This window comes from Streptomyces sp. NPDC057616, from assembly GCF_042800575.1.
GTDB lineage: Bacteria > Actinomycetota > Actinomycetes > Streptomycetales > Streptomycetaceae > Streptomyces.
In genome coordinates this window covers 307,876-331,757 of record NZ_JBHVGU010000002.1, presented here as the reverse complement: position 1 = coordinate 331,757, position 23,882 = coordinate 307,876, and the positions used below count along the sequence as shown (strand labels likewise).

At 71.2% G+C, this 23,882-nt stretch carries 18 protein-coding genes and 1 other RNA gene; 10 read left to right on the top strand and 9 right to left on the bottom strand.

What is annotated here, in order from left to right; all coding sequences use genetic code 11:
- Nucleotides 1–132 precede the first annotated feature (132 nt).
- From ACFU97_RS03345 to ACFU97_RS03330, 4 genes are all read right to left on the bottom strand, one after another.
- A complete protein-coding gene (locus ACFU97_RS03345) occupies nucleotides 133–1,014 on the bottom strand; it encodes a carbohydrate ABC transporter permease (RefSeq protein WP_384250197.1) in 882 nt (293 codons plus the stop codon).
- Nucleotides 1,011–2,360: an ABC transporter permease subunit gene (locus ACFU97_RS03340; protein ID WP_384250195.1), complete on the bottom strand. Its 1,350-nt coding sequence runs from the start codon at nucleotides 2,358–2,360 to the stop codon at nucleotides 1,011–1,013. Before ACFU97_RS03340 ends, ACFU97_RS03345 begins: the two co-directional genes overlap by 4 nt.
- Nucleotides 2,361–2,367: 7 nt before the next feature.
- Nucleotides 2,368–3,759 (bottom strand): ABC transporter substrate-binding protein, encoded by a 1,392-nt coding sequence (locus ACFU97_RS03335; RefSeq protein ID WP_384250192.1) that lies wholly within the window; start codon nucleotides 3,757–3,759, stop codon nucleotides 2,368–2,370.
- Nucleotides 3,760–3,945: 186 nt separating this feature from the next.
- Nucleotides 3,946–7,350 carry an FHA domain-containing protein gene (locus ACFU97_RS03330; protein ID WP_384250190.1) on the bottom strand — a complete coding sequence of 1,135 codons (3,405 nt, stop codon included), beginning with the start codon at nucleotides 7,348–7,350 and terminating at the stop codon, nucleotides 3,946–3,948.
- 366 nt (nucleotides 7,351–7,716) lie between these two features.
- Between ACFU97_RS03330 and ACFU97_RS03325 the strand changes: the two genes are divergently transcribed.
- From ACFU97_RS03325 to ACFU97_RS03310, 4 genes are all read left to right on the top strand, one after another.
- A complete protein-coding gene (locus ACFU97_RS03325; RefSeq protein ID WP_384250188.1) occupies nucleotides 7,717–9,363 on the top strand; it encodes a serine/threonine-protein kinase in 1,647 nt (548 codons plus the stop codon).
- Nucleotides 9,364–9,476: 113 nt separating this feature from the next.
- Nucleotides 9,477–10,718 (top strand): serine/threonine-protein kinase, encoded by a 1,242-nt coding sequence (locus ACFU97_RS03320; RefSeq protein WP_384250186.1) that lies wholly within the window; start codon nucleotides 9,477–9,479, stop codon nucleotides 10,716–10,718.
- A 100-nt stretch (nucleotides 10,719–10,818) separates the two neighbouring features.
- Complete coding sequence (gene prfB, locus ACFU97_RS03315; RefSeq protein WP_384250183.1) at nucleotides 10,819–11,925, top strand: peptide chain release factor 2; 1,107 nt, start codon at nucleotides 10,819–10,821, stop codon at nucleotides 11,923–11,925.
- A 317-nt stretch (nucleotides 11,926–12,242) separates the two neighbouring features.
- Nucleotides 12,243–13,064: an LPXTG cell wall anchor domain-containing protein gene (locus tag ACFU97_RS03310; RefSeq protein ID WP_384250180.1), complete on the top strand. Its 822-nt coding sequence runs from the start codon at nucleotides 12,243–12,245 to the stop codon at nucleotides 13,062–13,064.
- Between the two features lie 106 nt (nucleotides 13,065–13,170).
- Here the strand turns inward: ACFU97_RS03310 and ACFU97_RS03305 are convergent, their stop codons facing one another.
- On the bottom strand, nucleotides 13,171–13,362 hold the full coding sequence (locus ACFU97_RS03305) for a hypothetical protein (RefSeq protein WP_384250177.1): 192 nt from the start codon (nucleotides 13,360–13,362) through the stop codon (nucleotides 13,171–13,173).
- A 324-nt stretch (nucleotides 13,363–13,686) separates the two neighbouring features.
- Between ACFU97_RS03305 and ftsE the strand changes: the two genes are divergently transcribed.
- From ftsE to ACFU97_RS03275, 6 genes are all read left to right on the top strand, one after another.
- A complete protein-coding gene (gene ftsE / locus ACFU97_RS03300) occupies nucleotides 13,687–14,376 on the top strand; it encodes a cell division ATP-binding protein FtsE (RefSeq protein ID WP_004000799.1) in 690 nt (229 codons plus the stop codon).
- Nucleotides 14,377–14,412: 36 nt separating this feature from the next.
- A complete protein-coding gene (gene ftsX / locus ACFU97_RS03295) occupies nucleotides 14,413–15,333 on the top strand; it encodes a permease-like cell division protein FtsX (RefSeq protein WP_384250175.1) in 921 nt (306 codons plus the stop codon).
- A 67-nt stretch (nucleotides 15,334–15,400) separates the two neighbouring features.
- On the top strand, nucleotides 15,401–16,579 hold the full coding sequence (locus ACFU97_RS03290; RefSeq protein WP_384250172.1) for a S41 family peptidase: 1,179 nt from the start codon (nucleotides 15,401–15,403) through the stop codon (nucleotides 16,577–16,579).
- A gap of 57 nt (nucleotides 16,580–16,636) precedes the next feature.
- Nucleotides 16,637–17,179 (top strand): SsrA-binding protein SmpB, encoded by a 543-nt coding sequence (gene smpB / locus ACFU97_RS03285; protein ID WP_384250311.1) that lies wholly within the window; start codon nucleotides 16,637–16,639, stop codon nucleotides 17,177–17,179.
- Between the two features lie 90 nt (nucleotides 17,180–17,269).
- Nucleotides 17,270–17,638: a transfer-messenger RNA gene (gene ssrA / locus ACFU97_RS03280) on the top strand.
- 109 nt (nucleotides 17,639–17,747) lie between these two features.
- Entirely contained in the window at nucleotides 17,748–18,731 is a 984-nt protein-coding gene (locus ACFU97_RS03275) for an alpha/beta hydrolase family esterase (protein WP_384250309.1), read from the top strand.
- Between the two features lie 9 nt (nucleotides 18,732–18,740).
- Here ACFU97_RS03275 and ACFU97_RS03270 read toward each other — a convergent pair whose 3' ends face one another.
- Genes ACFU97_RS03270 through ACFU97_RS03255 form a run of 4 tightly spaced genes read right to left on the bottom strand, consistent with a single transcriptional unit; the run spans nucleotide 18,741 to nucleotide 23,828 of the window.
- The gene (locus ACFU97_RS03270; protein WP_384250169.1) at nucleotides 18,741–19,751 is read right to left on the bottom strand and encodes a LacI family DNA-binding transcriptional regulator; all 1,011 of its coding nucleotides are present in this window, start codon (nucleotides 19,749–19,751) and stop codon (nucleotides 18,741–18,743) included.
- Nucleotides 19,745–22,045 (bottom strand): alpha-xylosidase, encoded by a 2,301-nt coding sequence (gene yicI, locus ACFU97_RS03265; RefSeq protein ID WP_384250166.1) that lies wholly within the window; start codon nucleotides 22,043–22,045, stop codon nucleotides 19,745–19,747. The genes ACFU97_RS03270 and yicI overlap by 7 nt, the downstream gene beginning before the upstream one ends.
- 11 nt (nucleotides 22,046–22,056) lie before the next feature.
- Nucleotides 22,057–22,881: a carbohydrate ABC transporter permease gene (locus ACFU97_RS03260; RefSeq protein ID WP_384250163.1), complete on the bottom strand. Its 825-nt coding sequence runs from the start codon at nucleotides 22,879–22,881 to the stop codon at nucleotides 22,057–22,059.
- Complete coding sequence (locus ACFU97_RS03255) at nucleotides 22,878–23,828, bottom strand: carbohydrate ABC transporter permease (protein WP_384250306.1); 951 nt, start codon at nucleotides 23,826–23,828, stop codon at nucleotides 22,878–22,880. The genes ACFU97_RS03260 and ACFU97_RS03255 overlap by 4 nt, the downstream gene beginning before the upstream one ends.
- Between the last annotated feature and the right edge of the window lie 54 nt (nucleotides 23,829–23,882).

Here is a 23,882-nt window from a genome sequence, read left to right as displayed (position 1 = left end):
CGACTGGGCCTTGCCCGGGAACGGCCGATGGAGTGACTTGGTTACGTCCCCTACGGCATACGGGGGATCTGTGGTGAACGGAAAGGGTCGGAACCGTGACGTCCCGACCCCTCTGTTCCGTTGTCCTACAGCCTACTTGACCGCGCCCGCCATCACGCCGGACACGAACTGCCGCTGGAACGCGAAGAACACGGCCAGCGGGATCACCATCGAGATGAACGCGCCGGGTGCCAGCACGTCGATGTTGTTGCCGAACTGCCGTACCTGCTGCTGGAGTGCGACCGTCAGCGGCTGGGACTGGGAGTCGGAGAAGACCAGCGCCACCAGCATGTCGTTCCACACCCACAGGAACTGGAAGATGCCGAGGGACGCGATCGCCGGCGCGCCCAGCGGCAGGACGACGGTGAAGAAGAGCCGGGTCTCACCGGCGCCGTCCAGCCGTGCCGCCTCCATGAGTTCACGCGGGATCTCCGCGAAGAAGTTGCGCAACAGGAAGATGGCGAACGGCAGTCCGAAGCCGACGTGGAAGAGGACCACGCCGATGATGTCGCCGAAGATGCCGATCTTGCCGAAGAGGTCGGCGAGCGGGATCAGGGCCACCTGGACGGGGACGACCAGCAGGGCGACCACGACCAGGAACCACCAGTCGCGGCCCTTGAAGTCCATCCAGGCGAACGCGTATCCGGCCATCGCGCCGATGAGCACCACGAGCAGCGTCGCCGGGACCGTGATCCAGACGGTGTTCAGCAGCGACTGCGTGATCGCGTCGTTCTCCAGCAGGGACTTGTAGCTCTTGGCGGTCAGCTGGCCCGGCGCGCTGAACGCCTTCCACCAGCCCGAGGTGGCGATGTCGGTCGGGTCGCGGAACGAGGAGACCAGCAGGCCGAAGGTGGGCACCAGCCAGAACAGGGCGACGAGGATCAGGAAGATCCGCATCACCCCGCCTCCCGCACCGCTCGCCACCCGGGAGGCGAAGGAGCGCTTGCCGTGCACGGACGTGTCGAGGGCGGTCATCGGCGCTCCTTCCTCAGCCGGCGGATGTTCACGACCATCACCGGCAGTACGAGCAGCAGCAGGATGACGCCGATCGCGCTGCCGACGCCCTCGTTGCCGCCTCCGCCGAAGGACGACAGGAACAGCTGCAGGGCAAGGACGTTGGCGTCGGGCTGACTCGGCTGCGGGGCGATGATGTAGACCAGGTCGAAGATCTTCATCACGTTGATCATCAGCGTGATGAGGACGACCGCCAGGACCGGTGCGAGCAGCGGCACGGTGACCTTGCGGAACACCTGCCACTCGTTGGCCCCGTCGACCCGCGCCGCCTCCAGGAGGTTGCGGTCCACGCCCGCGAGGCCCGCCGCGATCAGCACCATCGCGAAACCCGCCCACATCCACACGTACGAGCCGATGATGGCCGGGGTGACCAGCGTCGGGCCGAGCCAGTCGATGCCGTTGTACGGGGCCGAGAAGTTCGAGGCGGGGAGCCTGAGTTGGGCCCCGTCGGCCTTGTCGGGAAGGCTGAAGGTGCCGTCGGCTCCGGTGGTGGCGGAGGCGACCGTCTTCCCGTCCTTGACCGCCTCCACCTTCACGCCCTTCAGCGCCTTCTCGCCCGGATCGATCCGGCCCTTGGCGCCGCCGCCGCCCAGCTTGAAGTCCAGCCAGACGGTGCCGGTCACGCCGGAACCCGTCGCCGCCTTCGCGTTCTCGGGGTTGCCGGGCAGCTTGTTGGGCGCGATGCCGACCAGCGGGAGCAGGGCCGGGGTGCCCGCGTGCACGGTGCCGGTGGTGGTGAACGACCCGCCGCCGGAGGGCTTGAGGTCGCTCGCCGTCGCGTTCGGCCGGGCGCCCGGATACACCGACGACGACACGAACGTGTCGTGGACGGCCTTGGCGACCGCGTTGGCCGCGCCCAGGTTGGGGTCCTGCTCGTACACCAGGCGGAAGATGATGCCGGCGGCGAGCATCGAGATCGCCATCGGCATGAAGACGATGAGCTTGAACGCCGTTCCCCAGCGCACCCGTTCGGTCAGGACGGCGAAGATCAGGCCGAGCGCCGTGACGACGGCCGGTGCCACCGCGACCCAGATCGCCGTGTTGCGTACGGCGGTCAGGGTGGCGTCGTTGGTGAAGATGTCGCCGTAGTTCTTCAGCCCCACGAAATCGGAGCCGCCGGCGTCGTAGAGGCTGCGCCAGATCGAGTACACGATCGGGTAGACCACGAGCGCCCCGAGGAGCACGAGCGCGGGCAGCAGGAACAGCACCGCCACCCACAGCCGCGTCCCCGTGACGCTCTTGCGCGGCGAGACGGAGGGCGTCGGCAGTGCGCCGGCGCCCCCCGTCGTCTTCGCTACCGACGTCACGGCGGCGTCAGCCTGCGGCGTAGGCCTTGGCCGCGTCGGCCTCCAGCTTCTGCTGGGTGCCGGCGACGTCCTTCGGATTGCGCAGGAAGTCCTGCAGGTCCTTCCACTCACCGACGCCGGCCGTACCGCCGAACGCCGCCGGTGCCTGGTCGGACATGTCGAAGCGGAAGTTGTCGCCCGCCGCGAGCAGGGACTGGGCGATCTGCTTGGTGATGGCGTCCTTGTACGACGCCATGTCCATCTCCTTGTTCGGGGAGAGGATGCCGCCCTGCGCCGCCCAGATGTTCGCCGCGTCGGTGGAGGCCAGGAAGGTCAGCAGCGCCTGGGCGCCCTTGCCGTCCTTCAGCGCCACCGCGACGTCGCCGCCGCTGACCACGGGCGGGATGCCGCCGATGGTCGGGAACGGGAAGACCTTGGCGTCCTTGCCGAGCACGGCCTTGGTGTCGGCGTTGATGTTGGCCGTCACGAAGTCGCCCTCGAAGACCATCGCGGCCGGGTTGTCACCGGAGAAGGTCTGGGTGACCGACTTCGGGAACTCCGTGTTCAGCGCACCCTTGTTGCCGCCCGCGAGCAGGTCGTTCTTGCCCCAGAGCTGGGCGAGCGTGGTGAGCGCCTTCGTCACGGACGGGTCGGTCCACTTGATCTTGTGCGCGGCCAGCTGGTCGTACTTCTGGGGCCCGGCCTGCGAGAGGTAGATGTTCTCGAACCAGTCCGTGAGCGTCCAGCCGTCCGCACCGGCGACGGAGACGGCCGGGGAGCCGGCGTCCGACAGTGTCTGCGCGGTACTGAGGAAGGTCTTCCAGGTCTTGGGCGTGCTGGTGATGCCGGCCGCCTGGAAGGCCGCGGTGTTGTACCAGACCAGGGACTTGTTGGCGGCCTTGGCGTAGACGCCGTACTGCTTGCCCTTCCAGGCGCCGAGGTCCACCCAGCCCTTGGAGAAGTTCTTGTCCAGCTGGGCCTTGGCGTCCGCGCCCATGGGCTTGAGCCAGCCCTTGTCCGCGAACTCGTGCAACACGCCCACCTGGGGCAGGAACGCGACGTCCGGCGGCTTGCCGCCCTGGATCTTGGTACCGAGGAAGGTGGAGGTGTTGTTGCCCGTGGGCACGAAGTTGATCTTGGCGCCGGTCCGCTTCTTGAACTCGTCCATGACCTTCATGAAGTTCTTCTGCTCGGCGCCGGTCCAGACGGCGGCGACCTCCAGCGTCTGGCCGTCGAGCTTGGGCAGCGTCACGCTGCTGCCGCCTCCGCTGCCGCTCGCGCTCGCGCTGGAGCCGCCGTTGCTGCTCTTGTTGTCGTTGCCGCCGCAGCCTGTGAGTGCCAGCGCGAGGGCTGCCGCGAGGAGCGCGGCGCCGGGTTTGGCGGCCTTGAGTGTCCGGTTCTTGCTGCTCGTGCTGCGCATCACTGCCCCGTTCTTCGATCTTCGTCGAACGTCGAGCGCTGTCCCGTGGATCTGGTCTACGCCCGTCGGAATGGGTCGGCAAGTGCGCGTAGGTTGTCAACCGGGGGATCGTGACCGCGTCGTGACCGGGTGTTCGGTGTCGGCGTGACCGTGGCCGTCGTGCGCGGCAGTGCTACGGCGGAAGTGCTACAGCAGTGAGGGCACCTCTGAGGCCGAGACCTCCCGGGCCGCTCGCTCCAGCGCGCTGGCGAGGAGGGCCAAGTCGGTGGGGCCGTTGCCCAGTTCCCGCACCGGGCGGCGGGTCGGGGGGTCGCCCATGCGGTGCCAGTCCAGAGGGACGACCGTCGGGCGGAGGGTGGCCGTGCGGGGGATGCGGCCCGTGACGCGGCCGCCCTGGAAGGGGGTCGACCTGCCGTCCGGCCAGGTGAGCCGGCCGCGGCCCGGGGCCCGCTCGTCCGGTCCGGCGGCCGGGGCCTCCAGGGTCACGCGCAGGGTGGCCCGCTGCGCGGGTTCGGTGTCCGCCGTACGGCCGCCCGGGGCGGTCGCGGCCACCAGGTGCACGCCGAGGCGCTCGCCCTCGCGGGCCACGGCCTCCAGCGCCCGCATGACGGAACCCGCGGCCGGCCGGCCGGGCGAGCCGAGCGCTGGGCACACCAGCGCGTCCAGGTCGTCCACGACGACCACGAGCCGGGGCAGCGGCGGCGCCGCCTCGGTCTGCCGGCGGGCGGCTCCCGGGCGCAGCCGCATGGTCGAACTGGGCGGGCTGTCCAGGTCGCCCGACGCGGTCGGGCCGGTCGCGCGCTGGGCGACGATGCGGCCCGAGAGCTCCCGGCCCGTGTGCCACTCCGCGAACCCGCCGCGGCCCAGCAGCTCCGAACGGCGCTTCAGCTCGGCGCTCAGGGACTGGGCGAACTCCCGCATGAGGACAGGGTCGTTGGCGGTGAGATGGGTCGTCACGTGCGGGACGTCCGTACAGACCCGCAGGCCCTCACCGTGGGCGCCCGCTCCGGACGAGGTGCCGCCGGCGCTCACGCTGTCCCGGCCGTCCATCAGGACGATGCCCAGCCGGTCCGGGCGCTCGGCCGCGGCCAGCGAGGCGACCACGGCCCGCAGCAGCTCCGTCCGTCCGCTGCCCGCCGGGCCCTCGATCAGCAGATGCGGGCCGTCGACGCCGAGGTCCGCGCAGACCGGGCCGCGCGGGCCGGCGCCGAGCACGGCCCAGGCCCGTCCGCCGAGCGCCTGGGCGTCGTCCGCCGCGTCCGCCCAACGCGCCATCAGCGAGGCCGGGGTGGCCCGCGCGAGGCCCAACTCGTCCAGCAGCCGCGCCGCTTGCGGCAGCGGCACGGACACGCGCGCCTGCCGCTCGGTCCCGGAGCCGTCCGTCCTCAGCGGCGCCAGCGCCCGCGCGAACCGCTCGGCCCAGGCCAGGGACACCGCGTCCACGACGGCCATGGTGCCCGGGCCTATGGGGGCGGTGTGCGCCCCGGCGCCCGGGGCCGCAGAGCCGTCGGCCGGTGCCTCCGGCGCCCGTCCCGCGGGGGCGCCGGGGGCGGTCCGTGCCACCCGCATCAGCCGCAGTGCCGTCGCCACGTCGCCGCTCAGCAGCGCGACCGCGCCGCAGTCCCGGAAGGCCGGTGCCACCGCGCAGGCCGCCTCGTACGTCTCCGTCACCGGGGACGCGGGCGACGCCGACGCCGTCTCGGCGAGGCAGACCACGTGGATACCGGCGCGTGGGCCCTCCAGTGCCAGGCGCGTCACCGCCTCCCGCACGGCGGCGCCTCCGGGGTCGCCGTCCACGACGACGACGGTGTGCGGACCGGCGAAGCCGTCCGTCTCCTCCCGGGCGTCGTCCTCGCGGGCCCAGGAGGGCCTGCGGGCGGCGGCGCGGGCCGGGGCCGCGGGTGTGCGGGCCGGCGGCCGGGTGCCGTTGCGCACCTCCGCCTCCTGGTCGTCCAGGCGCCGCAGCAGCTCGCCCGTGCGGGCCGTGGCCTGCTCCCGGTCGTAGGCGAGCAGGAGGCGGCAGTCCTGGCCGTGGCCGGGGCGCAGGTGGGGGAGCCAGCCCAGCCAGGACCACTCGGCCGTGCGCTCCTCCAGCGAGCGGGCGCGGTCCGCGCTGATCAGGACGATCTCCAGGGCCTCGGGGGAGTGCAGCGCGGCGAGCTGCGCCACCACCGCGCGGGCCAGTCCGGACAGCCGCGCGCGCGGGCCGGCCAGGCCCAGGGCCCCGGCCTCGCGCAGGTCCGCCGTCACCGGCACCGCGGGCAGCAGCCCGGAGCCGTCGGGCGCCGTGCGGTCCGCGGTGCCCAGCCGGACCGTGAGCGCCTCGGGGTGGCCCGGGGTGCGCTCCCACAGCCGCGGGCCCGGGCCGAGCGCGGTCAGCAGCAGGGCGGCCGGGTCGGGCCAGGTCTCCGGGAGCTGGGGTCCGCCGAGCGGCTCGGGCCGCGGCGCGCCGGAGCCGTCCTCCTCGTCGTACACCTCGTCGCCGGGCGCCAGGTGCTCGCCGCGGCCGCCGGCCAGCCGTCGTGCCCAGGCCGAGAGCCCGCCGCGCCTGCGCACACCCGGTGGTACGTCGGTGCCGCGCGGCGGCGTGCCCTTGCGCCCGCCGGACGGTTCGCCCTCGGGGGCGGGGGAGGCGGCCGTGTCCCATGCCACGGCGCCGTACCGCCCCGCGTGGGTGTCGCCGGCGGCCTGCGTGTCGTGGTCCCTGCTCTCGATGTGGGGTGCCCTGCCCTGCTCGGGCACCAGCGGCTGCCCGGCCGGGCCGTGTCCGTGGGCGGCGGGCACGCCGCGCGAGGGGGTGGCGTTCGGGTCGCCGCCGTCGGGCACGCGCGCGTGGGGCATGGTCGCCGCCGGGGCGGCGCCTGCCGGGGCCGCGGGCACCGGGTCGACGGTGATCTCCTCGCCGGACTTCACGCGCACCTGGCCCTCGCCGTCCGGGACGGTCGGGACGCGCGCGCCGGGTCCTCCGGCCGGGGCGACGCGCAGCGCCGACTCCCCGATGCGCAGCAGCGCGCCCGGTGCGAAGCGCACCCGGCGGGAGCTCAGACGGGTGCCGTCCAGCGTCGAGCCGTTCGTGGAGTCGAGGTCGGCGACCGAGACCTGGCCGTCGGGCGCGACCGTGACCGCGCAGTGCAGGCGGGAGACGTCCGGGTCGTCGAGCGGCACGTCGGCGTCGGCGGAGCGGCCGATGCGGATCTCGCCGCCGTGCAGCAGGTGGACGCCGCCCGCGTCCGGGCCCGCGATCACGTGCAGCTGGGTCGGGGCGTCGTCCAGCTCGGGGTGCGGCTCGGGCTCGGCCGGGGCGCCCAGGGAGAGCACGGCGCCGTCGATCAGCGGGGGCTCGCCCAGGGTGCAGCGCCGGTCGTCCAGGCGCTCCGCGTCCGCGTACAGCACCACCGGGCCGCCGGACTCGCGGGTCCGCTCGGGCTGGGCGGCACCCGTGTCGCCCGCGACCGCCGAGGCCAGTGCCGAGGCCACCACGGACAGGGCCGTGCCCGCGGGCGCCGTGACCAGCACGTCGCAGCTCGCGGTGCGGCCCCGCTCCCGGTCGGACGGTCCCAGCGGGTCTACGACGGTCAGCCGGATCTGCATCGCCGTCAGCGGTCCCTTCTGCGCGGGCGCGGGCGAGGTCCCACCAAGATCCCACCCCACACGAGCACATCGGCCAGTACTCCAGGCATCCTCGCACCTGCCACTGACAACGCGCCCGCCGCTCGGGCAAAGGTGATCTTGATTGGTCGGCTCTGCCCGCAAAAGTGCCTGACAGGTGACGTAGCCGGGACCGCTTGAGATCGGTCACGTCCACTTCGGGCAACCGGCGGACCGAGTCGAGCGTCTTTCCTTCGAACATGTCCCGGGATGTGTACGTAAGACGCAGGGGACGGCGACAGGTCGTCGCCGTACCCGTCGGCACTACAGTGGGTCGGAACGGTAAGCAAGCAGCAGGGAGCACATGACGTGCGGCCGGTAGGCAGCAAGTACCTGCTCGAGGAGCCGCTCGGTCGCGGCGCCACGGGCACCGTCTGGCGGGCCCGCCAGCGAGAGACCGCGGGGGCCGAGGCCGCCGTGCCCGGGCAGCCCGGCGAGACCGTCGCGATCAAGGTCCTCAAGGAAGAGCTCGCGAGCGACCCCGACATCGTGATGCGGTTCCTCCGGGAGCGCTCCGTCCTGCTCCGGCTGACCCACCCGAACATCGTCCGGGTCCGCGACCTGGTGGTCGAGGGGGATCTGCTGGCGCTGGTCATGGACCTCGTCGAAGGCCCCGACCTGCACCGCTACCTGCGCGAGAACGGCCCGTTCACGCCCGTGGCGGCCGCCCTGCTCACCGCCCAGATCGCCGACGCGCTCGCGGCCAGCCACGCCGACGGCGTGGTCCACCGCGACCTGAAGCCGGCCAACGTCCTGCTCAAGCAGGACGGCGGGCAGATGCACCCGATGCTCACCGACTTCGGCATCGCCCGGCTCGCCGACTCCCCGGGCCTGACCCGCACACAGGAGTTCGTGGGCACGCCCGCGTACGTCGCGCCGGAGAGCGCCGAGGGCCGCCCGCAGACCTCCGCCGTCGACATCTACGGCGCCGGCATCCTGATGTACGAGCTGGTCACCGGCCGTCCGCCGTTCGCCGGCAGCTCCGCCCTGGAGGTGCTGCACCAGCACCTGAGCGCCGAGCCGCGCCGCCCCTCCACGGTTCCGGACCCGCTGTGGACGGTCATAGAGCGCTGCCTGAGCAAGAACCCCGACGAGCGGCCCAGCGCCGAGAACCTCGCGCGCGGCCTGCGCGTGGTCTCCGAGGGCATCGGGGTGCACGCGAACTCCGCGCAGATCGCCGCCGCGGAGGGCATCGCCGCCCTGCTGGCCCCGGACCCGGCGCCGGCCTTCGTCCCCGGCTCGGGCGACCCGACGCAGGTGCTGCCGCACGGCGCCGGCTCCTACGACCCGAACGCCGCGACCGCCTTCCTGCCCCACACCGGCGGCCCTGCGGGCGCCGCCGACCCCACCGCCGTCCTGCCGAACACCGGGGCGGCCGACCCGACCGCCGTCATGCCGCCGATGCCCCAGGGACAGCCGGGGCAGCAGCCCGAGCAGCCGCATCCCTGGCAGAACCAGCTGCGCGCCGCCCGCGACCGCAACGAGCAGACCCAGGTCCAGCAGTACCTCGACCCGAACGAGGACCCGCTGCGCCGCCGCCCGCAGCGGCAGGTCGCCCGCCCGCAACAGCAGCCGCGGCAGCAGCGCCGGCAGCAGGCGCCGCCCGAGGGCTACGGCTACCCGCAGCAGCAACAGCCGCAGCGCTACGCCCCGCAGCCCCAGCAGCCCCAGCCGCAGCGGTACGCGCCGCCGCAGCAGCCCCAGCGCGAGCCGCGGGCACCGCGGCAGCGCAGCGCCAACCCGATGAAGATCCCCGGGCTGGGCTGCCTCAAGGGCTGCCTGTTCACGATCGTCATCCTGTTCGTCGCCGGCTGGCTGGTCTGGGAGCTCAGCCCGCTCCAGGAGTGGATCGGGACGACCAAGAGCTACTGGCAGCAGCTGACCGACATGTTCCACACGGTGACCGGCTGGGTCGGGAAGCTGGGCGACCTGGTCGGGGGCAGCGGCGGCAACTGACAGCCGGGCTTGGTGATTTGTCGACACCCGGCGGGTGATTTCGGTCTCGGCGGTGAAGGTTGGCTCCTCGGACGCGTAGTTTTAGCGATTAACACGCGTCGGTAGGAGCAGTCTTGGCACGGAAGATCGGCAGCCGGTACACCGCGAACCAGATCCTGGGGCGGGGCAGCGCCGGCACGGTGTGGCTGGGCGAGGGACCCGAGGGGCCGGTCGCCATCAAGCTGCTGCGCGAGGATCTCGCGTCCGACCAGGAACTCGTCGGCCGCTTCGTCCAGGAGCGCACGGCGCTGCTCGGCCTGGACCACCCGAACGTCGTCTCCGTCCGCGACCTGGTGGTGGACGGCAACGACCTCGCGCTGGTCATGGACCTGGTCCGCGGCACCGACCTGCGCACCCGCCTCGACCGCGAACGGCGGCTCGCGCCCGCGGCGGCGGTGGCGATCGTGGCGGACGTCGCCGACGGGCTCGCGGCCGCGCACGCGGCGGGGGTCGTGCATCGCGACGTGAAGCCGGAGAACGTGCTGCTGGACATGCAGGGCCCGCTCGGCCCGGGCGGCTCGCACCCCGCCCTGCTCACCGACTTCGGCGTCGCCAAGCTGATCGACTCCCCGCGGCGCACCCGCGCGACGAAGATCATCGGTACGCCCGACTACCTGGCGCCGGAGATCGTGGAGGGCCTGCCTCCGCGGGCGGCCGTCGACATCTACGCCCTCGCCACCGTCCTCTACGAGCTCCTGGCGGGCTTCACGCCGTTCGGCGGCGGGCACCCCGGCGCCGTGCTGCGACGGCACGTCACCGAGACCGTGGTCCCGCTGCCCGGCATCCCGGACGAGCTGTGGCAGCTCCTCGTGCAGTGCCTGGCCAAGGCGCCGGCCTCGCGGCTGCGGGCCTCCGAGCTGGGCGGCCGGCTGCGGGAGCTGCTGCCCCTGGTCGAGGGGATGCCGCCGCTGGACGTGGACGAGCCGGACACCGAGCCGGGGGAGGAGCCGGAGGCGCCGGCCGGGGAGCCCGCGGCGCCCACGCGCGAGCAGGTGCGGCGGGGCGCCGTACCACTGGTGCCGGGCGCGAAGCCGGCCGACTCCAACCGGGACACCCACACCTCGATGCGGGTGCCGGCCCCCGACGAGCTCGCGGGCGGTGCCCGCGGCACGGCCCGCGCACCCCGAGCGAGCGGGGCCCCGCGCCCCGGCTCCGCCCGCCACCGCGCCGTCACCCGGCGCCGCCGCCTGACCCTGGGCGTCGCGGCCCTGCTGCTGGCGGCGGCAGCGGGCGTGGGCACGTGGCTGGCGACGTCGGGGGACGACGCGGGGGCGACGCCCCAGGACAGGAGCAGCTCGGCGCCGGCGTCACCCTGATCGCGCAGGCGGCCGGTGCTCCCGGCCCGCCCGGCACCGGCCGAGGCCCGGCACGGCGGCCCGGCGCTGCTCGCCTGGCGGAGCCGTTACGCTGGAGGGCGTGGCAGTCGTCGATGTATCCGAAGAGCTCAAGTCCCTCTCCTCGACCATGGAGTCGATCGAGGCCGTTCTGGACCTCGACAAGCTGAGGGCAGACATCGCCGTGCTCGAGGAGCAGGCGGCCGCGCCGTCCCTGTGGGACAACCCGGACGAGGCGCAGAAGATCACCAGCAAGCTGAGCCATCTGCAGGCCGAGGTCAGGAAGGCCGAGGCGCTGCGGGGGCGGATCGACGATCTCGCCGTGCTCTTCGAGATGGCCGAGGAGGAGGACGACCCGGACACCCGTGCCGAGGCCGAGTCCGAGCTCGCCGCCGTCCGCAAGGCGCTGGACGAGATGGAGGTCCGCACGCTCCTGTCCGGCGAGTACGACTCCCGGGAAGCGCTCGTGAACATCCGCGCGGAGGCCGGCGGCGTCGACGCCGCCGACTTCGCCGAGAAGCTGCAGCGCATGTACCTGCGCTGGGCGGAGCAGAAGGGCTACAAGACCGAGATCTACGAGACGTCGTACGCGGAAGAGGCCGGCATCAAGTCGACCACCTTCGCCGTGCAGGTTCCGTACGCCTACGGCACGCTCTCCGTCGAGCAGGGCACCCACCGCCTGGTGCGCATCTCGCCCTTCGACAACCAGGGCCGCCGGCAGACCTCCTTCGCGGGTGTCGAGGTGCTCCCGGTGGTCGAGCAGACCGACCACATCGAGATCGACGAGTCCGAGCTGCGCGTGGACGTCTACCGCTCCTCGGGCCCCGGCGGCCAGGGCGTCAACACCACGGACTCCGCGGTGCGCCTGACCCACATCCCCACCGGCATCGTCGTCTCCTGCCAGAACGAGCGGTCGCAGATCCAGAACAAGGCCACCGCGATGAACGTCCTCCAGGCCAAGCTGCTCGAGCGGCGCCGCCAGGAGGAGCAGGCCAAGATGGACGCGCTCAAGGGCGACGGCGGCAACTCCTGGGGCAACCAGATGCGTTCGTACGTCCTGCACCCGTACCAGATGGTCAAGGACCTGCGGACGGAGTTCGAGGTCGGCAACCCCGAGGCCGTGTTCAACGGCGAGATCGACGGGTTCCTCGAGGCGGGAATTCGCTGGCGCAAGCAGCAGGAGAAGTAAGCAGAAGAAGTACGTTTGTCGACAAGGCAACTGCCGCCCGTGAGGCGGCAGTTGCCTTTTTCGTGACCGCTTCCGCGCGCGATGTCTGGGTTTTACATCACACTCACACGCTTCAATGACCGGCATAGGACACGTAGTTGGACATTGCGCCCGCAATGGCCTTGACGTTGCATTGAAAAATGGGAAGGGTGAAGCGTGGCATGCGTATCTCTGGGGCGCATGTGAACCGGGGGGCTTTCATCACGTAGCTGTCTCCGTCGATCACGGCCCCCGAGCGCCGCCCAACTGACGATTCAGCTACTGGGGGTAGCAACCACATGACCAAGAAGACGCGGATCCGTGTCGCACGGATCGCCGCGGGTGCCGTGATCGCTGCGGGCGCTTCGCTGACCGCCGCCGGTGCCGCTTCCGCCGCGGGTATCGACGTCGGCGTGGACGCGGGTCCCGTCAACGTCGGCGTGAGCCTCGGCACGGCCGACGACGGTGGCACCACGGACGGTGGGACCACCGACGGCGGCACCACCACCGACGGCGGCACGACCGACGGCGGCTGCCCCATCAGCGTGTGCACCGACGGTGGCACCACCACTGACGGTGGCACGACCGACGGCGGCACCACGGACGGCGGGACGACCGACGGCGGCACCACCACCGACGGCGGCACGACCGACGGTGGCACCACGGACGGTGGGACGACCGACGGTGGCACCACCACCGACGGTGGCACCACGGACGGTGGCAGCACGACCGGCGGCTCGACCGACGGCGGCAGCACCACCGGCGGCAGCACCACCGGCGGCAGCACCACCGGTGGCGGCTCGACCGGCGGCGGCAGCACCACCGGCGGTGGCAGCACCGGCGGTGACCACGGCAACTCCGGCGGCTCCAGCACCGGTGGCACCAGCCCCGAGGGCGGCAGCAACGACAACTCCGCCCAGGACGAGGGCTCCTCGGCCCTCACCGACACCGGTTCGGACACCTCGGACCAGGGCCAGAACAACAACGGCGCCCAGCTCGCCGAGACCGGTGCCGGTCAGACCGCGTTCCTGCTGGTCGGCGCCGCGACGATGATCGCCGGCGGCATCGGCTTCCGCGTGCTGCCGCGCCTCATGGGCGGCCGCGGCGGTGCGGCTGCCTGACGGTAGCCGCCCGCGCACGCCATGTGTGCGACGACGTACGACGAGGGGCCCGGAGCGTGCAATCGCTCCGGGCCCCTCGGGCGTCTGTGGGTGTCTGTGCCGCGCTCTAAACGGTCTGGTGCGCCAGCAGCGCCACCGCCGCGATCAGCACCGCGAGCAGTGCGATCAGCGCCATGGGGTTGAGCCCCGCGAAGAAGTTCTCCTGCTGCAGCCGCTCGCGGTTCGCACGGCACACGGGGCACCGGCCCTCGCTCACGGGCGCCGCGCAGTTAGCGCACACCAGCCGGTCGTACGTCATGCGCTCGCCCTCCTTGACATTGCTTCCACCGGAAGAACGCTCGGGGGTCGTCGAACGTTCCCCTCTCTACTGTGCCAGGTTCCTCCGGAGGTCGCGCGGGGGTCGCCCGCAAGGGGTGCGTGGGGGTCGTCACGCGACTGCGGGTCGTGGGGGCCGATCGTGCAGTTCCCCGCGCCCCTTGGGTGAGCTGCCACGAGGCCATCTGTGAAAGCTCGGCGGTACAAAAAGGCACAAGCCCCATGCAACCCTCACCGGCGCCTGCGGCCGTGCACCTGACTCGCGTATGGTCACGCTCACCTACCCCCGGCGACCCGTGGTGCATCCGTGATCCGATTCGACAACGTCTCCAAGGTCTACCCCAAGCAGACCCGCCCCGCACTCAGGGATGTCTCCCTGGAAGTGGAGAAGGGCGAGTTCGTGTTCCTCGTGGGGTCCTCCGGCTCCGGAAAGTCCACCTTCCTGCGGCTGATCCTCCGCGAGGAGCGGTGCAGTCACGGTCAGGTGCACGTCCTGGGCAAGGACCTCGCGCGCCTCTCCAACTGGAAGGTGCCGCAGATGCGGCGCCAGTTGGGGACGGTGTTCCAGGACTTCCGCCTCCTGCCGAACAAGACGGTGGCGGAGAACGTCGCCTTCGCGCAGGAGGTGATCGGCAAGTCGCGCGGCGAGATCCGCAAGTCCGTGCCCCAGGTGCTCGACCTCGTCGGTCTCGGCGGGAAGGAGGACCGGATGCCCGGTGAGTTGTCCGGTGGTGAGCAGCAGCGCGTGGCCATCGCGCGCGCCTTCGTGAACCGCCCCAAGCTGCTCATCGCGGACGAACCGACCGGAAACCTCGACCCGCAGACCTCCGTCGGCATCATGAAGCTGCTCGACCGGATCAACCGGACCGGCACCACCGTGGTGATGGCGACGCACGACCAGAACATCGTGGACCAGATGCGCAAGCGCGTCATCGAGTTGGAGAAGGGCCGCCTCGTCCGCGACCAGGCACGCGGCGTCTACGGCTACCAGCACTGACCGCGACCGTCCACGGAAAGGCCTGAAGAAGACGCCATGCGCGCCCAGTTCGTAGTCTCCGAGATCGGTGTCGGTCTCCGCCGCAACCTCACGATGACCTTCGCGGTGATCGTCTCCGTCGCCCTGTCGCTCGCCCTGTTCGGCGGGTCGCTCCTGATGAGCGACCAGGTCAGCACGATGAAGGGCTACTGGTACGACAAGGTCAACGTCTCGATCTTCCTCTGCAACAAGAGCGACGCCGAGTCCGACCCCAACTGCGCCAAGGGCGCGGTCACCGAGGACCAGAAGAAGGCCATCATGTCCGACCTGGGCAAGATGTCCTCGGTCGTGCAGAAGGTGACCTACGAGTCGCAGGACGAGGCCTACAAGCACTACAAGCAGCAGTTCGGCGACTCCCCGCTGGCCAGCTCCCTCACGCCGGACCAGATGCAGGAGTCGTACCGGATCAAGCTGAAGGACCCGCAGAAGTACCAGGTCATCGCGACCGCCTTCGACGGGCGCGACGGCGTGCAGTCGGTGCAGGACCAGAAGGGCATCCTCGACAACCTCTTCGGGCTGCTGAACGGCATGAACTGGGCCGCGCGCGCGGTCATGGCGCTGATGCTCGTCGTCGCGCTGATGCTGATCGTCAACACCGTGCGCGTCTCGGCGTTCAGCCGGCGGCGCGAGACCGGGATCATGCGCCTGGTCGGTGCCTCGGGCTTCTACATCCAGGCGCCGTTCATCATGGAGGCGGCGGTCGCCGGACTCATCGGAGGCGGCGTCGCCTGCGGATTCCTGGTGGTCGCCCGGTACTTCATCATCGACCACGGCCTGGACCTGTCCCACAAGCTGAATCTGATCAACTTCATCGGCTGGGACGCCGTGTTGACGAAGTTGCCGCTCATCCTGGCCACCAGTCTGCTCATGCCCGCGCTTGCCGCGTTCTTCGCGTTGCGCAAGTACCTGAAGGTGTGACGCATGCCAAGGGGGCCGTACGGTCAACCGGCCGTACGGCTCTTCTCGTTGTCCTAGACTCACCGGCATGTCAGGTCGCGACCTGTTGGCCCAGCCCCGCCGTTTCCGCCGCGGGGCCGCCCTGACATTGGTCTTCGCGAGCGTGCTGGTCGCCGGCGCCGCGACCGGCTCGTTCCCCGAGAGCGACCGGAAATCCGCCGCGGGCGAGGCCCGTTCGGCCGTCCCCGCCGGTCACCACGAGGACGTGGCCAAGGCGGCCCAGGAGGCCATGGCCGACGGCAAGTCCCCGATGGAGGCCGCCGAGCGTGCGGTCAGCCGCAGCGGCGACCGCTGGGGAGCCGTCTACTCCCAAGGGGACTACGAGGAGTTCGAAGAGGCCCTCGACGGCCAGTACACCGGCGTCGGCCTGTGGGCGCGGCGCGAGCGGGACGGCCTGATCGAGGTGACCAAGGTGGCCTCCGGCTCGCCCGCGGCGGCCGCCGGGATCCGTGCGGGCGACCGGCTGCGCAGCATCGACGGTGAGAAGGCCGACGGGCGGCCGGTCACCGAGGTCGTCTCCCTGCTGCGCGGCGACGCCCAGGACGCGCCCGCCGGCACGGCGGTCCGGCTCGGCCTGCAGCGCGGCACGCGCGCGTGGACCGAGACGGTGCGCCGGGCCCGGCTGTCCACGGACTCGGTCGGCGTCCGCAGGCTGGCCGGCGGGGTCACCGTGATCAGGATCGCCGCGTTCACCAAGGGCTCCGGAGACGTCGTGCGCGCCGCCGTACGGCAGGTCCCGGTCGGCGCCGGGATCATCCTCGACCTGCGCGGCAACTCCGGCGGCCTGGTCACCGAGGCCGTGACCACCGCCTCGGCCTTCCTGGACGGCGGCCTCGTGGCCACCTACGACGTCAACGGCGAGGAGCAGGCGCTGCACGCCGATCCCGGCGGCGACACGGCGAGACCGCTGGTCGCGCTCGTCGACGGTGGGACGATGAGCGCGGCCGAGCTGCTGACCGGCGCCCTCCAGGACCGCGGACGTGCGGTCGTCGTGGGCTCCCGCACCTTCGGCAAGGGCTCGGTGCAGATGCCGAGCAGGCTCCCGGGCGGCTCGGTCGCCGAGCTGACCGTCGGGCACTACCGCACCCCCTCCGGCCGCAGCGTCGACGGACACGGCATCACGCCCGACCTCGAGGTCACCGCGCAGGGCCAGAAGGCCGTCGACCGGGCCGAGACCGTGCTCGCCGGCGTGGGCGACGCCGATTAACGGCTGGTCCGCACCCCCCTTCGTAGTGCGAAAATGGACAGCACTATGAGCAAGGGAATGTACGTACCCAAGGAGTCCCAGCCCAAGCAGGGCGGGGGCGGTGCCAAGGCCAAGGACGGCGAGAAGGGCGGCAAGCGCAAGATCGTCGCCCAGAACAAGAAGGCCCGGCACGACTACGCCATCATCGACACCTACGAGGCCGGTCTCGTCCTGACCGGTACGGAGGTCAAGTCGCTGCGCGAGGGACGCACCTCGCTGACCGACGGCTTCGTCCAGATCGACCGGGGTGAGGCGTGGCTGCACAACGCCCACATCCCCGAGTACCACCAGGGCAGCTGGACCAACCACTCCGCGCGCCGCAAGCGCAAGCTGCTGCTGCACCGCGAGGAGATCGACAAGCTGGCGGCCAAGACCCAGGAGACGGGTCACACGATCGTGCCCCTCGCCCTGTACTTCAGGGACGGCCGGGCGAAGGCGGAGATCGCGCTGGCGCGCGGCAAGAAGGAGTACGACAAGCGCCAGACCCTGCGCGAGCAGCAGGACCGGCGGGAGTCGGACCGCGCGATCGCGGCGGCGAAGCGCAGGCAGCGGGCCGTCTAGCCGCCGGGAATACGGTGGCATCCGCGTGCGCTGTTCCCGTACGATGGGATCGCGCCCCGACGGAGGGTGCACGCATTGAAAACACAACATGGGGATGATCGGTTTCGACAGCGGCTGTCGAAGCAGGGGAAGCGTGTCGAGGAAGCGGCAATGATCTCGTAAACCATATGTCGCAAAAAATAATCGCCAACACCAAGCGCGATTCCTTCGCCCTCGCTGCCTAAGTAGCGACTTGCGAAGTGTCAGCCCGGGGCTGTTCCCGACCCGGATCCTGGCATCAGCTAGGGAACTAAACCTTGATCCCGGTCACGGGGTGAAGAGGGAAACCAAACAGTGACTGGGCCCGTCGGCGACTTGTTCGCGTGATCGCCGGGGCCGAGAAAATCACAGCGAACTGCACACGGAGAAGCCCTGATTCCGCACCGTTGGACGCGGGTTCGATTCCCGCCATCTCCACTCCTCATGTTGAAGGCCCGGTGGTCCCAGACCACCGGGCCTTCGTCGTGTTTGTGGGCTCCGGCTCCATATCGGCGACTGGTCCACGCTTCTACGGTCCCTCCCCATGACCATGACACACAGCAGAGCCGCAAGCCGCCGCATCTGTCTCGTGGTGACGTTCCTCGTCGCCCTCCTCTCCTTCGTCGCGCCGGGCCGGGCGCACGCCGCGTCCCTCCAGGAGGTCACCGGGTTCGGGTCCAACCCGGGTGCGCTGCGGATGTTCCGCTACGTGCCCGACGGGCTGCCGGCCGGACGGCCCGTCGTCGTCGCACTGCACGGGTGCACGCAGGACGCCGCCGGATACGGCAACGGGAGCGGATGGATCCAGCTCGCCGACCGGTGGAAGTTCTCCGTCGTGCTGCCGCAGCAGCAGAGCGCCAACAACGCGTCGAACTGCTTCGACTGGTTCCAGACCGGGGACATCGCGCGGGGGCAGGGCGAGGCCGCGAGCATCGCGCAGATGCTGGACCGGCAGCTCGCCGACACCGGCGGCGACGTCTCGCGCGCCTACGTCACCGGGCTGTCCGCGGGCGGGGCGATGACCTCGGTGATGATGGCGGCCTACCCGGAGAAGTTCGCCGCCGGAGGGGTCGTCGCCGGGCTGCCCTACGGTTGCGCGCAGGCCGCCGGATCGCCGTACGTGTGCATGTACGTCGGGGCGACGCAGACCGCGCAGCAGTGGGGCGACCGGGTGCGGGCCGCCCGGCCCGGCTACACCGGGCCCTGGCCCACGCTCACCGTCTTCCAGGGCAGCGCCGACTACACCGTCAAGCCCGTCAACATGACCGACCTGATGAAGCAGTGGACCGATGTGCAGGGGGCCGACCAGACCGCCGACGTCAGCGACACCGTCGCCGGCTACCCGCACCAGGTCTTCCGCGACTCCGCCGGGAAGGCCGTCGTGGAGACGTACAGCATCACGGGGATGGGGCACGGGCAGCCGGTCGACCCCGGCACCGGCAGCGAGCAGTGCGGGACCGCCGGGGCCTACATCCTCGACGTGAACCTGTGCGCCGCCTACCGCCTCGGCCTCGGCTGGGGGCTCGCGGGCTGAAGTCCCCTCTCACGCAAGGGTCCGCGGCGCCGTGCTCGCCCGCTCCGTCAGCCTCGGCGGCAGCAGCGTGGCCTCGGGTACGGCGCCGCCGTCCAGCTTCTTCATCAGCAACTGCACCGCCCGCTCGCCCACTTCGGCCGAGGGCAGGGCCACGGAGGTGACCGGGACCCGGACGGACTCGGCGAGCTCGTCCGGGCAGATCGCGGTGACCGACAGATCGCCGGGAACGCGCAGGCCCAGCTGCTCGAAGGCGTCGATGAGCGGCTCCACGACCGGCTCGTTGTGGACGACGACCCCGGTCAACGCGGGCTGCTCGCGCAGCAGTTGCTCGGCGACCAGGCGGGCGGCCGCGGGTGAGGCCTCGCACGGGTGGACCGAGGAGGCCAGCCCGCTGCGGTCCGCGGCGGCGGTGAAGCCCTGCACCACGCGCTGGGCGAACGCGGTCCGGCGCAGATACACCTCCGGCGGCGAGCCGACCAGCGCCACCGTCCGGTGCCCGAGCCGCGCCAGATGCTCCACGCACGCCTCGCCGGCCGCCATGAAGTCCAGGTCGATGCAGGTGAGACCGGTGGCATCGGCCGGGAAGCCGATCATCACCGACGGCCGCTCCAGCGAGCGCAGCAACCCCAGCCGGGCGTCGTGCAGCTGGACGTCCATCACGATCAGCGCGTCCACCAGCGCCGTGTCGGCGACCCGGCGCAGACCGTCGTCGCCCTCCTCCTGGGTGAGGAGGAGGACGTCGTGGTCGTAGCGGCGGGCCGTCGTCACCACCGACACGGCGAACTGCATCACGACCGGCACATGGATGCCGGCCCGTAGGGGGACCACGAGCGCCAGGACGTTCGAGCGGCTGCTGGCCAGCGCCCGGGCGCCCGCGTGCGGCCGGTAGCCCAGCTCGCGGATGGCCTCGGCCACCCGCCGCCGGGTCTCCTCGGAGATCGGGCGCTTGCCGCTGAGCGCGTAGGAGACCGTGCTGGGGGAGACCCCGGCGTGCCGCGCCACATCGGTGATCTTCACCATCGGTCCGGCTCCTGCCCCCGCTCCTCCTCCAGCTCCAGGGAGAGGAAGCCCGTGCCCGGCCGCGCCGTCGCCGTCCGCTCCCCGGCCGCCAGCGCCCAGGCCGCCGCGGGATCGCTGCACGAGGCCCGCAGCGTGTCCCCTTCGCGTACGACGGTGAAGGTCACGTCGCCCACCGGCACCGTCACCTGCGCGCCGCGCTCCAGGCCGTAGGCCCGCAGTGTCACGCCGTCCGCGAAGTCGTAGTCGGGCCGGTCCTGCACCGCGCCCACCGGGATCACCGCGCCCGGCCTGACCAGCAGCGGCACGCTCAGGAAGCCGTGCCGCTCGCGTACCCAGCGCGGGCCGGTCACCGTCCGCCCGCTCAGGTAGTGGGTCCAGGTGCCCTCGGGCACGTAGTAGGAGACGTCCCCCTCGTCGTCGAAGACCGGCGCGACCAGCAGGTCGGGGCCGAGCATGTACTGCCGTTCGAGATGGGCGCACGCCGGGTCGTCCGGGAACTCCAGCACCATCGCCCGCATCATCGGCAGGCCCTCGGCGTGCGCGGTGCGCGCCGCCTCGTACAGATACGGCATGAGCCGCAGCTTGAGCCGGGTGAACAGGCGCAACACGTCCACCGACTCCTCGTCGAAGAGCCACGGCACCCGGTACGAGGAGCTGCCGTGCAGCCGGCTGTGCGAGGACAGCAGGCCGAAGGCGATCCAGCGCTTGAACAGCGCGGGCGTCGGGGTGCCCTCGAAGCCGCCGATGTCGTGGCTCCAGTAGCCGAAGCCCGACAGGCCGAGCGAGAGCCCGCCGCGCAGCGACTCGGCCATCGACTCGTACGTCGCCTCGCAGTCGCCGCCCCAGTGCACCGGGAACCGCTGGCTGCCGGTGGTCGCCGAGCGGGCGAAGAGCACGGCCTCGCCCTCGCCGCGGTGCTTGCGCAGCACGTCGAAGACGGTGCGGTTGTAGAGGTAGGTGTAGTAGTTGTGCATCCGCTCGGGGTCCGAGCCGTCGGACCAGGCCACGTCGACCGGCACCCGCTCGCCGAAGTCGGTCTTGAAGCAGTCGACGCCCTGTGCGAGCAGCGCCTCCAGCTTGCTCGCGTACCAGTCGCGGGCGGCCGGGCTGGTGAAGTCGACCAGCGCCATGCCCGGTTGCCACATGTCCCACTGCCAGACGCTGCCGTCCGGCCGTCTCAGCAGGTGCCCGAGCGCCTTGCCCTCCGCGAACAGCGGTGAGCGCTGGGCGATGTAGGGGTTGATCCAGACGCAGATGTGCAGGCCGCGCTCCTTGAGCCGGGCCAGCATGCCCTCCGGGTCGGGGAAGACCCGCGGGTCCCACTGGAAGTCGCACCAGTTGAACTCGCGCATCCAGAAGCAGTCGAAGTGGAAGACGGACAGCGGCAGTTCACGCTCCCGCATGCCCTCGATGAAGGACGTCACCGTCTCCTCGTCGTAGGAGGTGGTGAAGGACGTCGACAGCCACAGGCCGAAGGACCAGGCCGGCGGCAGGGCCGGGCGGCCGGTCAGGGCCGAGTACTTGCGCAGGATCTCCTTCGGGCTCGGCCCGTGGATGACGTAGTACGTCAGCTCCTGCGTCTCGGCGCTGAACTGCACCCTGGACACCGCCTCCGAGCCGACCTCGAAGGAGACCTTGCCGGGGTGGTCGACGAAGACGCCGTAGCCCGCGTCCGTCAGATAGAACGGGACGTTCTTGTAGGCCTGTTCGGTGGCCGTGCCGCCGTCGGCGTTCCAGATGTCGACGACCTGGCCGTTCTTGACCAGCGGGCCGAAGCGTTCGCCGAGGCCGTAGACGGAGGTGCCGACCGTCAGGCCCAGCTGCTCGCGCAGGTAGTGGCCTCCGGTGGCGGAGTCCCGCATGATGCCCATGCCCTTGGGGCCGCTGGAGGTCAGGACCCGGCCGTGCGCGAGGAAGTCCAGGTGCCAGGTGCCGGTGCGGGCCAGCTTCAGCGACAGGGCGCCGGAGGTGAGGGTCGCGTGCTCCTCGTCGTAGGAGACGTGCGGTGCGAACTCCTCGCCGGTGAGCTCGAATTCGGGTCCGCGGGGCTGCTCGCCCTCGAAGTGGGTGAAGGTGACCCCGATGACGTCGGGCATCGGAGCGCTCGCACTGATCGTCACGACCGGTCCCTTCAGCAGGTCGCCGCGGTGCCGGATGGGCTGCGTCGGCGCATGGATCTCCAGCGAGCCTCCCCCGGAGGGGGTGCCCCCAGCCGCCTCGACGTCGAGGACCTCGACCGGGTGGGCCGCGGTGACGCCCTCGCGCAGCAGCCAGTAACCATCGGAGAACTTCACGTGGGGAGTCCTTACTTGACGGCACCCACGGCGATGCCGCGGGTGAGGGTCCGCTGGAAGACGAGGAAGAAGACGATCGCGGGCAGGACACCGAGCAGGGCCGCCGCGTTGGTCATCGTCGCGTCCATCAGGCGCTGGCCCTGGAGGACGCCGAGGGCCACCGAGACCGTCTGGTTGTCGTTGGAGATCAGCATGACCAGGGGGAGCAGGAACTCGTTCCAGGTCCAGATGAAGAAGAAGACCAGCAGCACGCCGATGGTGGGCCGGCTGACGGGGACGACGATCCGCCACAGGACCTGCCACTTGTTCGCGCCGTCGATCCTGGCCGCCTCGATGATCTCCCGCGGGAACTGGCCGAGGACGGACGAGAGCAGGTACGTGCCGAAGGCCGCCTGGATCACCGTGAAGACGATGATCACGCTCAGCCTCGTGTCGTACAGGCCGGCCTGCTTGCTCAGGTAGTAGACCGGGTAGACCAGCGCCTCCTGCGGCAGCATGTTCGCCAGCACGAAGAAGGCCAGGACCCAGGTGCGGCCCTTGATCCGCCCGATGCCGATCGCGTACGCGTTCAGGACGGACAGGACGGCCGCGAGGACGGCCACCGAGCCGCTGATCAGCACGGAGTTGACCAGCTTCTGGCTGTAGTCGACGCGCTGCCAGAAGTCCTTGAGGCCGTCCAGGTAGAGGCCGTGGGGGAGGCTGAGCGGGCCGTTCTGCGAGTACTCGGTGGGCGACTTCACCGCGTTGACCGCGACGATCACGAACGGGACGACCATGAACAGGGCGGCGATGCACAGGGCGATCAGCACCGGGTAGCGGCGCAGGGCGGTCGTCATGCGCGGTCCCCTTCCTCGCTGCGGGTCTGGAGCTTGAGCAGGACCAGGGAGAGGACCAGGATGATCACGGTGAGGATCGTGGAGATCGCGGCGCCGTAGCCGACCTGCGTCTTCTCGAAGAAGGTGGAGAAGGAGAAGTAGGACGGCACGTCGGTGGCGCCGCCCGGGCCGCCCTTGGTCAGGACGTACACCGCGCCGAACACCTTGAGCGCGGCGATGGTGCACCAGGTCAGGACGACGTAGATCTCCGGGCGGATCTGCGGCAGCGTGATGTGCCAGAAGCGGCGCCACCAGCCGGCGCCGTCCAGCTCGGCCGCCTCGTACAACTGCGGGTCCACGCGCTGCAGTCCGGCCATGAAGACGACCAGCGGGAAGCCGATCTGCACCCAGACCATCACGCCCATGACGCTGTAGAGCGCGATGTCGGGGTCGCCGAGCCAGTCCTGCTGCCAGGAGCCCAGCCCCACCGCTTTCAGCAGCTCGTTGAGCGAACCGTTGTCGGGCGCGAGGATCCAGCTCCAGACGATGCCGGCGACCGCGATCGGCAGCACCTGCGGGAGGTAGAAGCAGGCGCGCAGCACCGCCGCCCACCGCGACCCGAAGTGCTTGCCGACGTAGTCGAACAGGGCGGCGGCCAGCACCAGGCCGACCATCGTCGGCACGGCCGCCATGGCGACGACCATGAACAGGCTGTGCCGGAAGGACGCCCAGAACTCCGCATCGTCCATCAGCTCGCGGTAGTTGGCGAGCCCGGTCCACTTCGGGCTGCCGATGCCCTGCCACTCGGTGAAGCTCACGCCCGTGTTCATCAGGAACGGGACGACGACGATCGTCAGGAACGCGAGGATGCCGGGCAGCAGGAACAGCGCGTACGAGTCGCGGGTACGGGGGCGGGGGGGGGGGGGGGGCGGGTGTTTTTTTGCCGCCCCCTCACCCCATTCCCCGATCCCCCCCCCCTTTTCTGCGAGCCCCTTTTTTCAGCCCCCTTTAGGGGGTCGAGA

Coding starts and splice junctions, on each gene's coding strand:
- ACFU97_RS03335 (WP_384250192.1), bottom strand. CDS start 3,759: ATGCGCAGCACGAGCAGCAAGAACCGGACACTCAAGGCCGCCAAACCC.
- smpB (WP_384250311.1), top strand. CDS start 16,637: ATGTACGTACCCAAGGAGTCCCAGCCCAAGCAGGGCGGGGGCGGTGCC.
- ACFU97_RS03260 (WP_384250163.1), bottom strand. CDS start 22,881: ATGACGACCGCCCTGCGCCGCTACCCGGTGCTGATCGCCCTGTGCATC.
- ACFU97_RS03330 (WP_384250190.1), bottom strand. CDS start 7,350: ATGCAGATCCGGCTGACCGTCGTAGACCCGCTGGGACCGTCCGACCGG.
- ACFU97_RS03290 (WP_384250172.1), top strand. CDS start 15,401: ATGTCAGGTCGCGACCTGTTGGCCCAGCCCCGCCGTTTCCGCCGCGGG.
- ACFU97_RS03275 (WP_384250309.1), top strand. CDS start 17,748: ATGACACACAGCAGAGCCGCAAGCCGCCGCATCTGTCTCGTGGTGACG.
- ACFU97_RS03305 (WP_384250177.1), bottom strand. CDS start 13,362: ATGACGTACGACCGGCTGGTGTGCGCTAACTGCGCGGCGCCCGTGAGC.
- ftsX (WP_384250175.1), top strand. CDS start 14,413: ATGCGCGCCCAGTTCGTAGTCTCCGAGATCGGTGTCGGTCTCCGCCGC.
- ACFU97_RS03270 (WP_384250169.1), bottom strand. CDS start 19,751: ATGGTGAAGATCACCGATGTGGCGCGGCACGCCGGGGTCTCCCCCAGC.
- ACFU97_RS03310 (WP_384250180.1), top strand. CDS start 12,243: ATGACCAAGAAGACGCGGATCCGTGTCGCACGGATCGCCGCGGGTGCC.
- ACFU97_RS03345 (WP_384250197.1), bottom strand. CDS start 1,014: ATGACCGCCCTCGACACGTCCGTGCACGGCAAGCGCTCCTTCGCCTCC.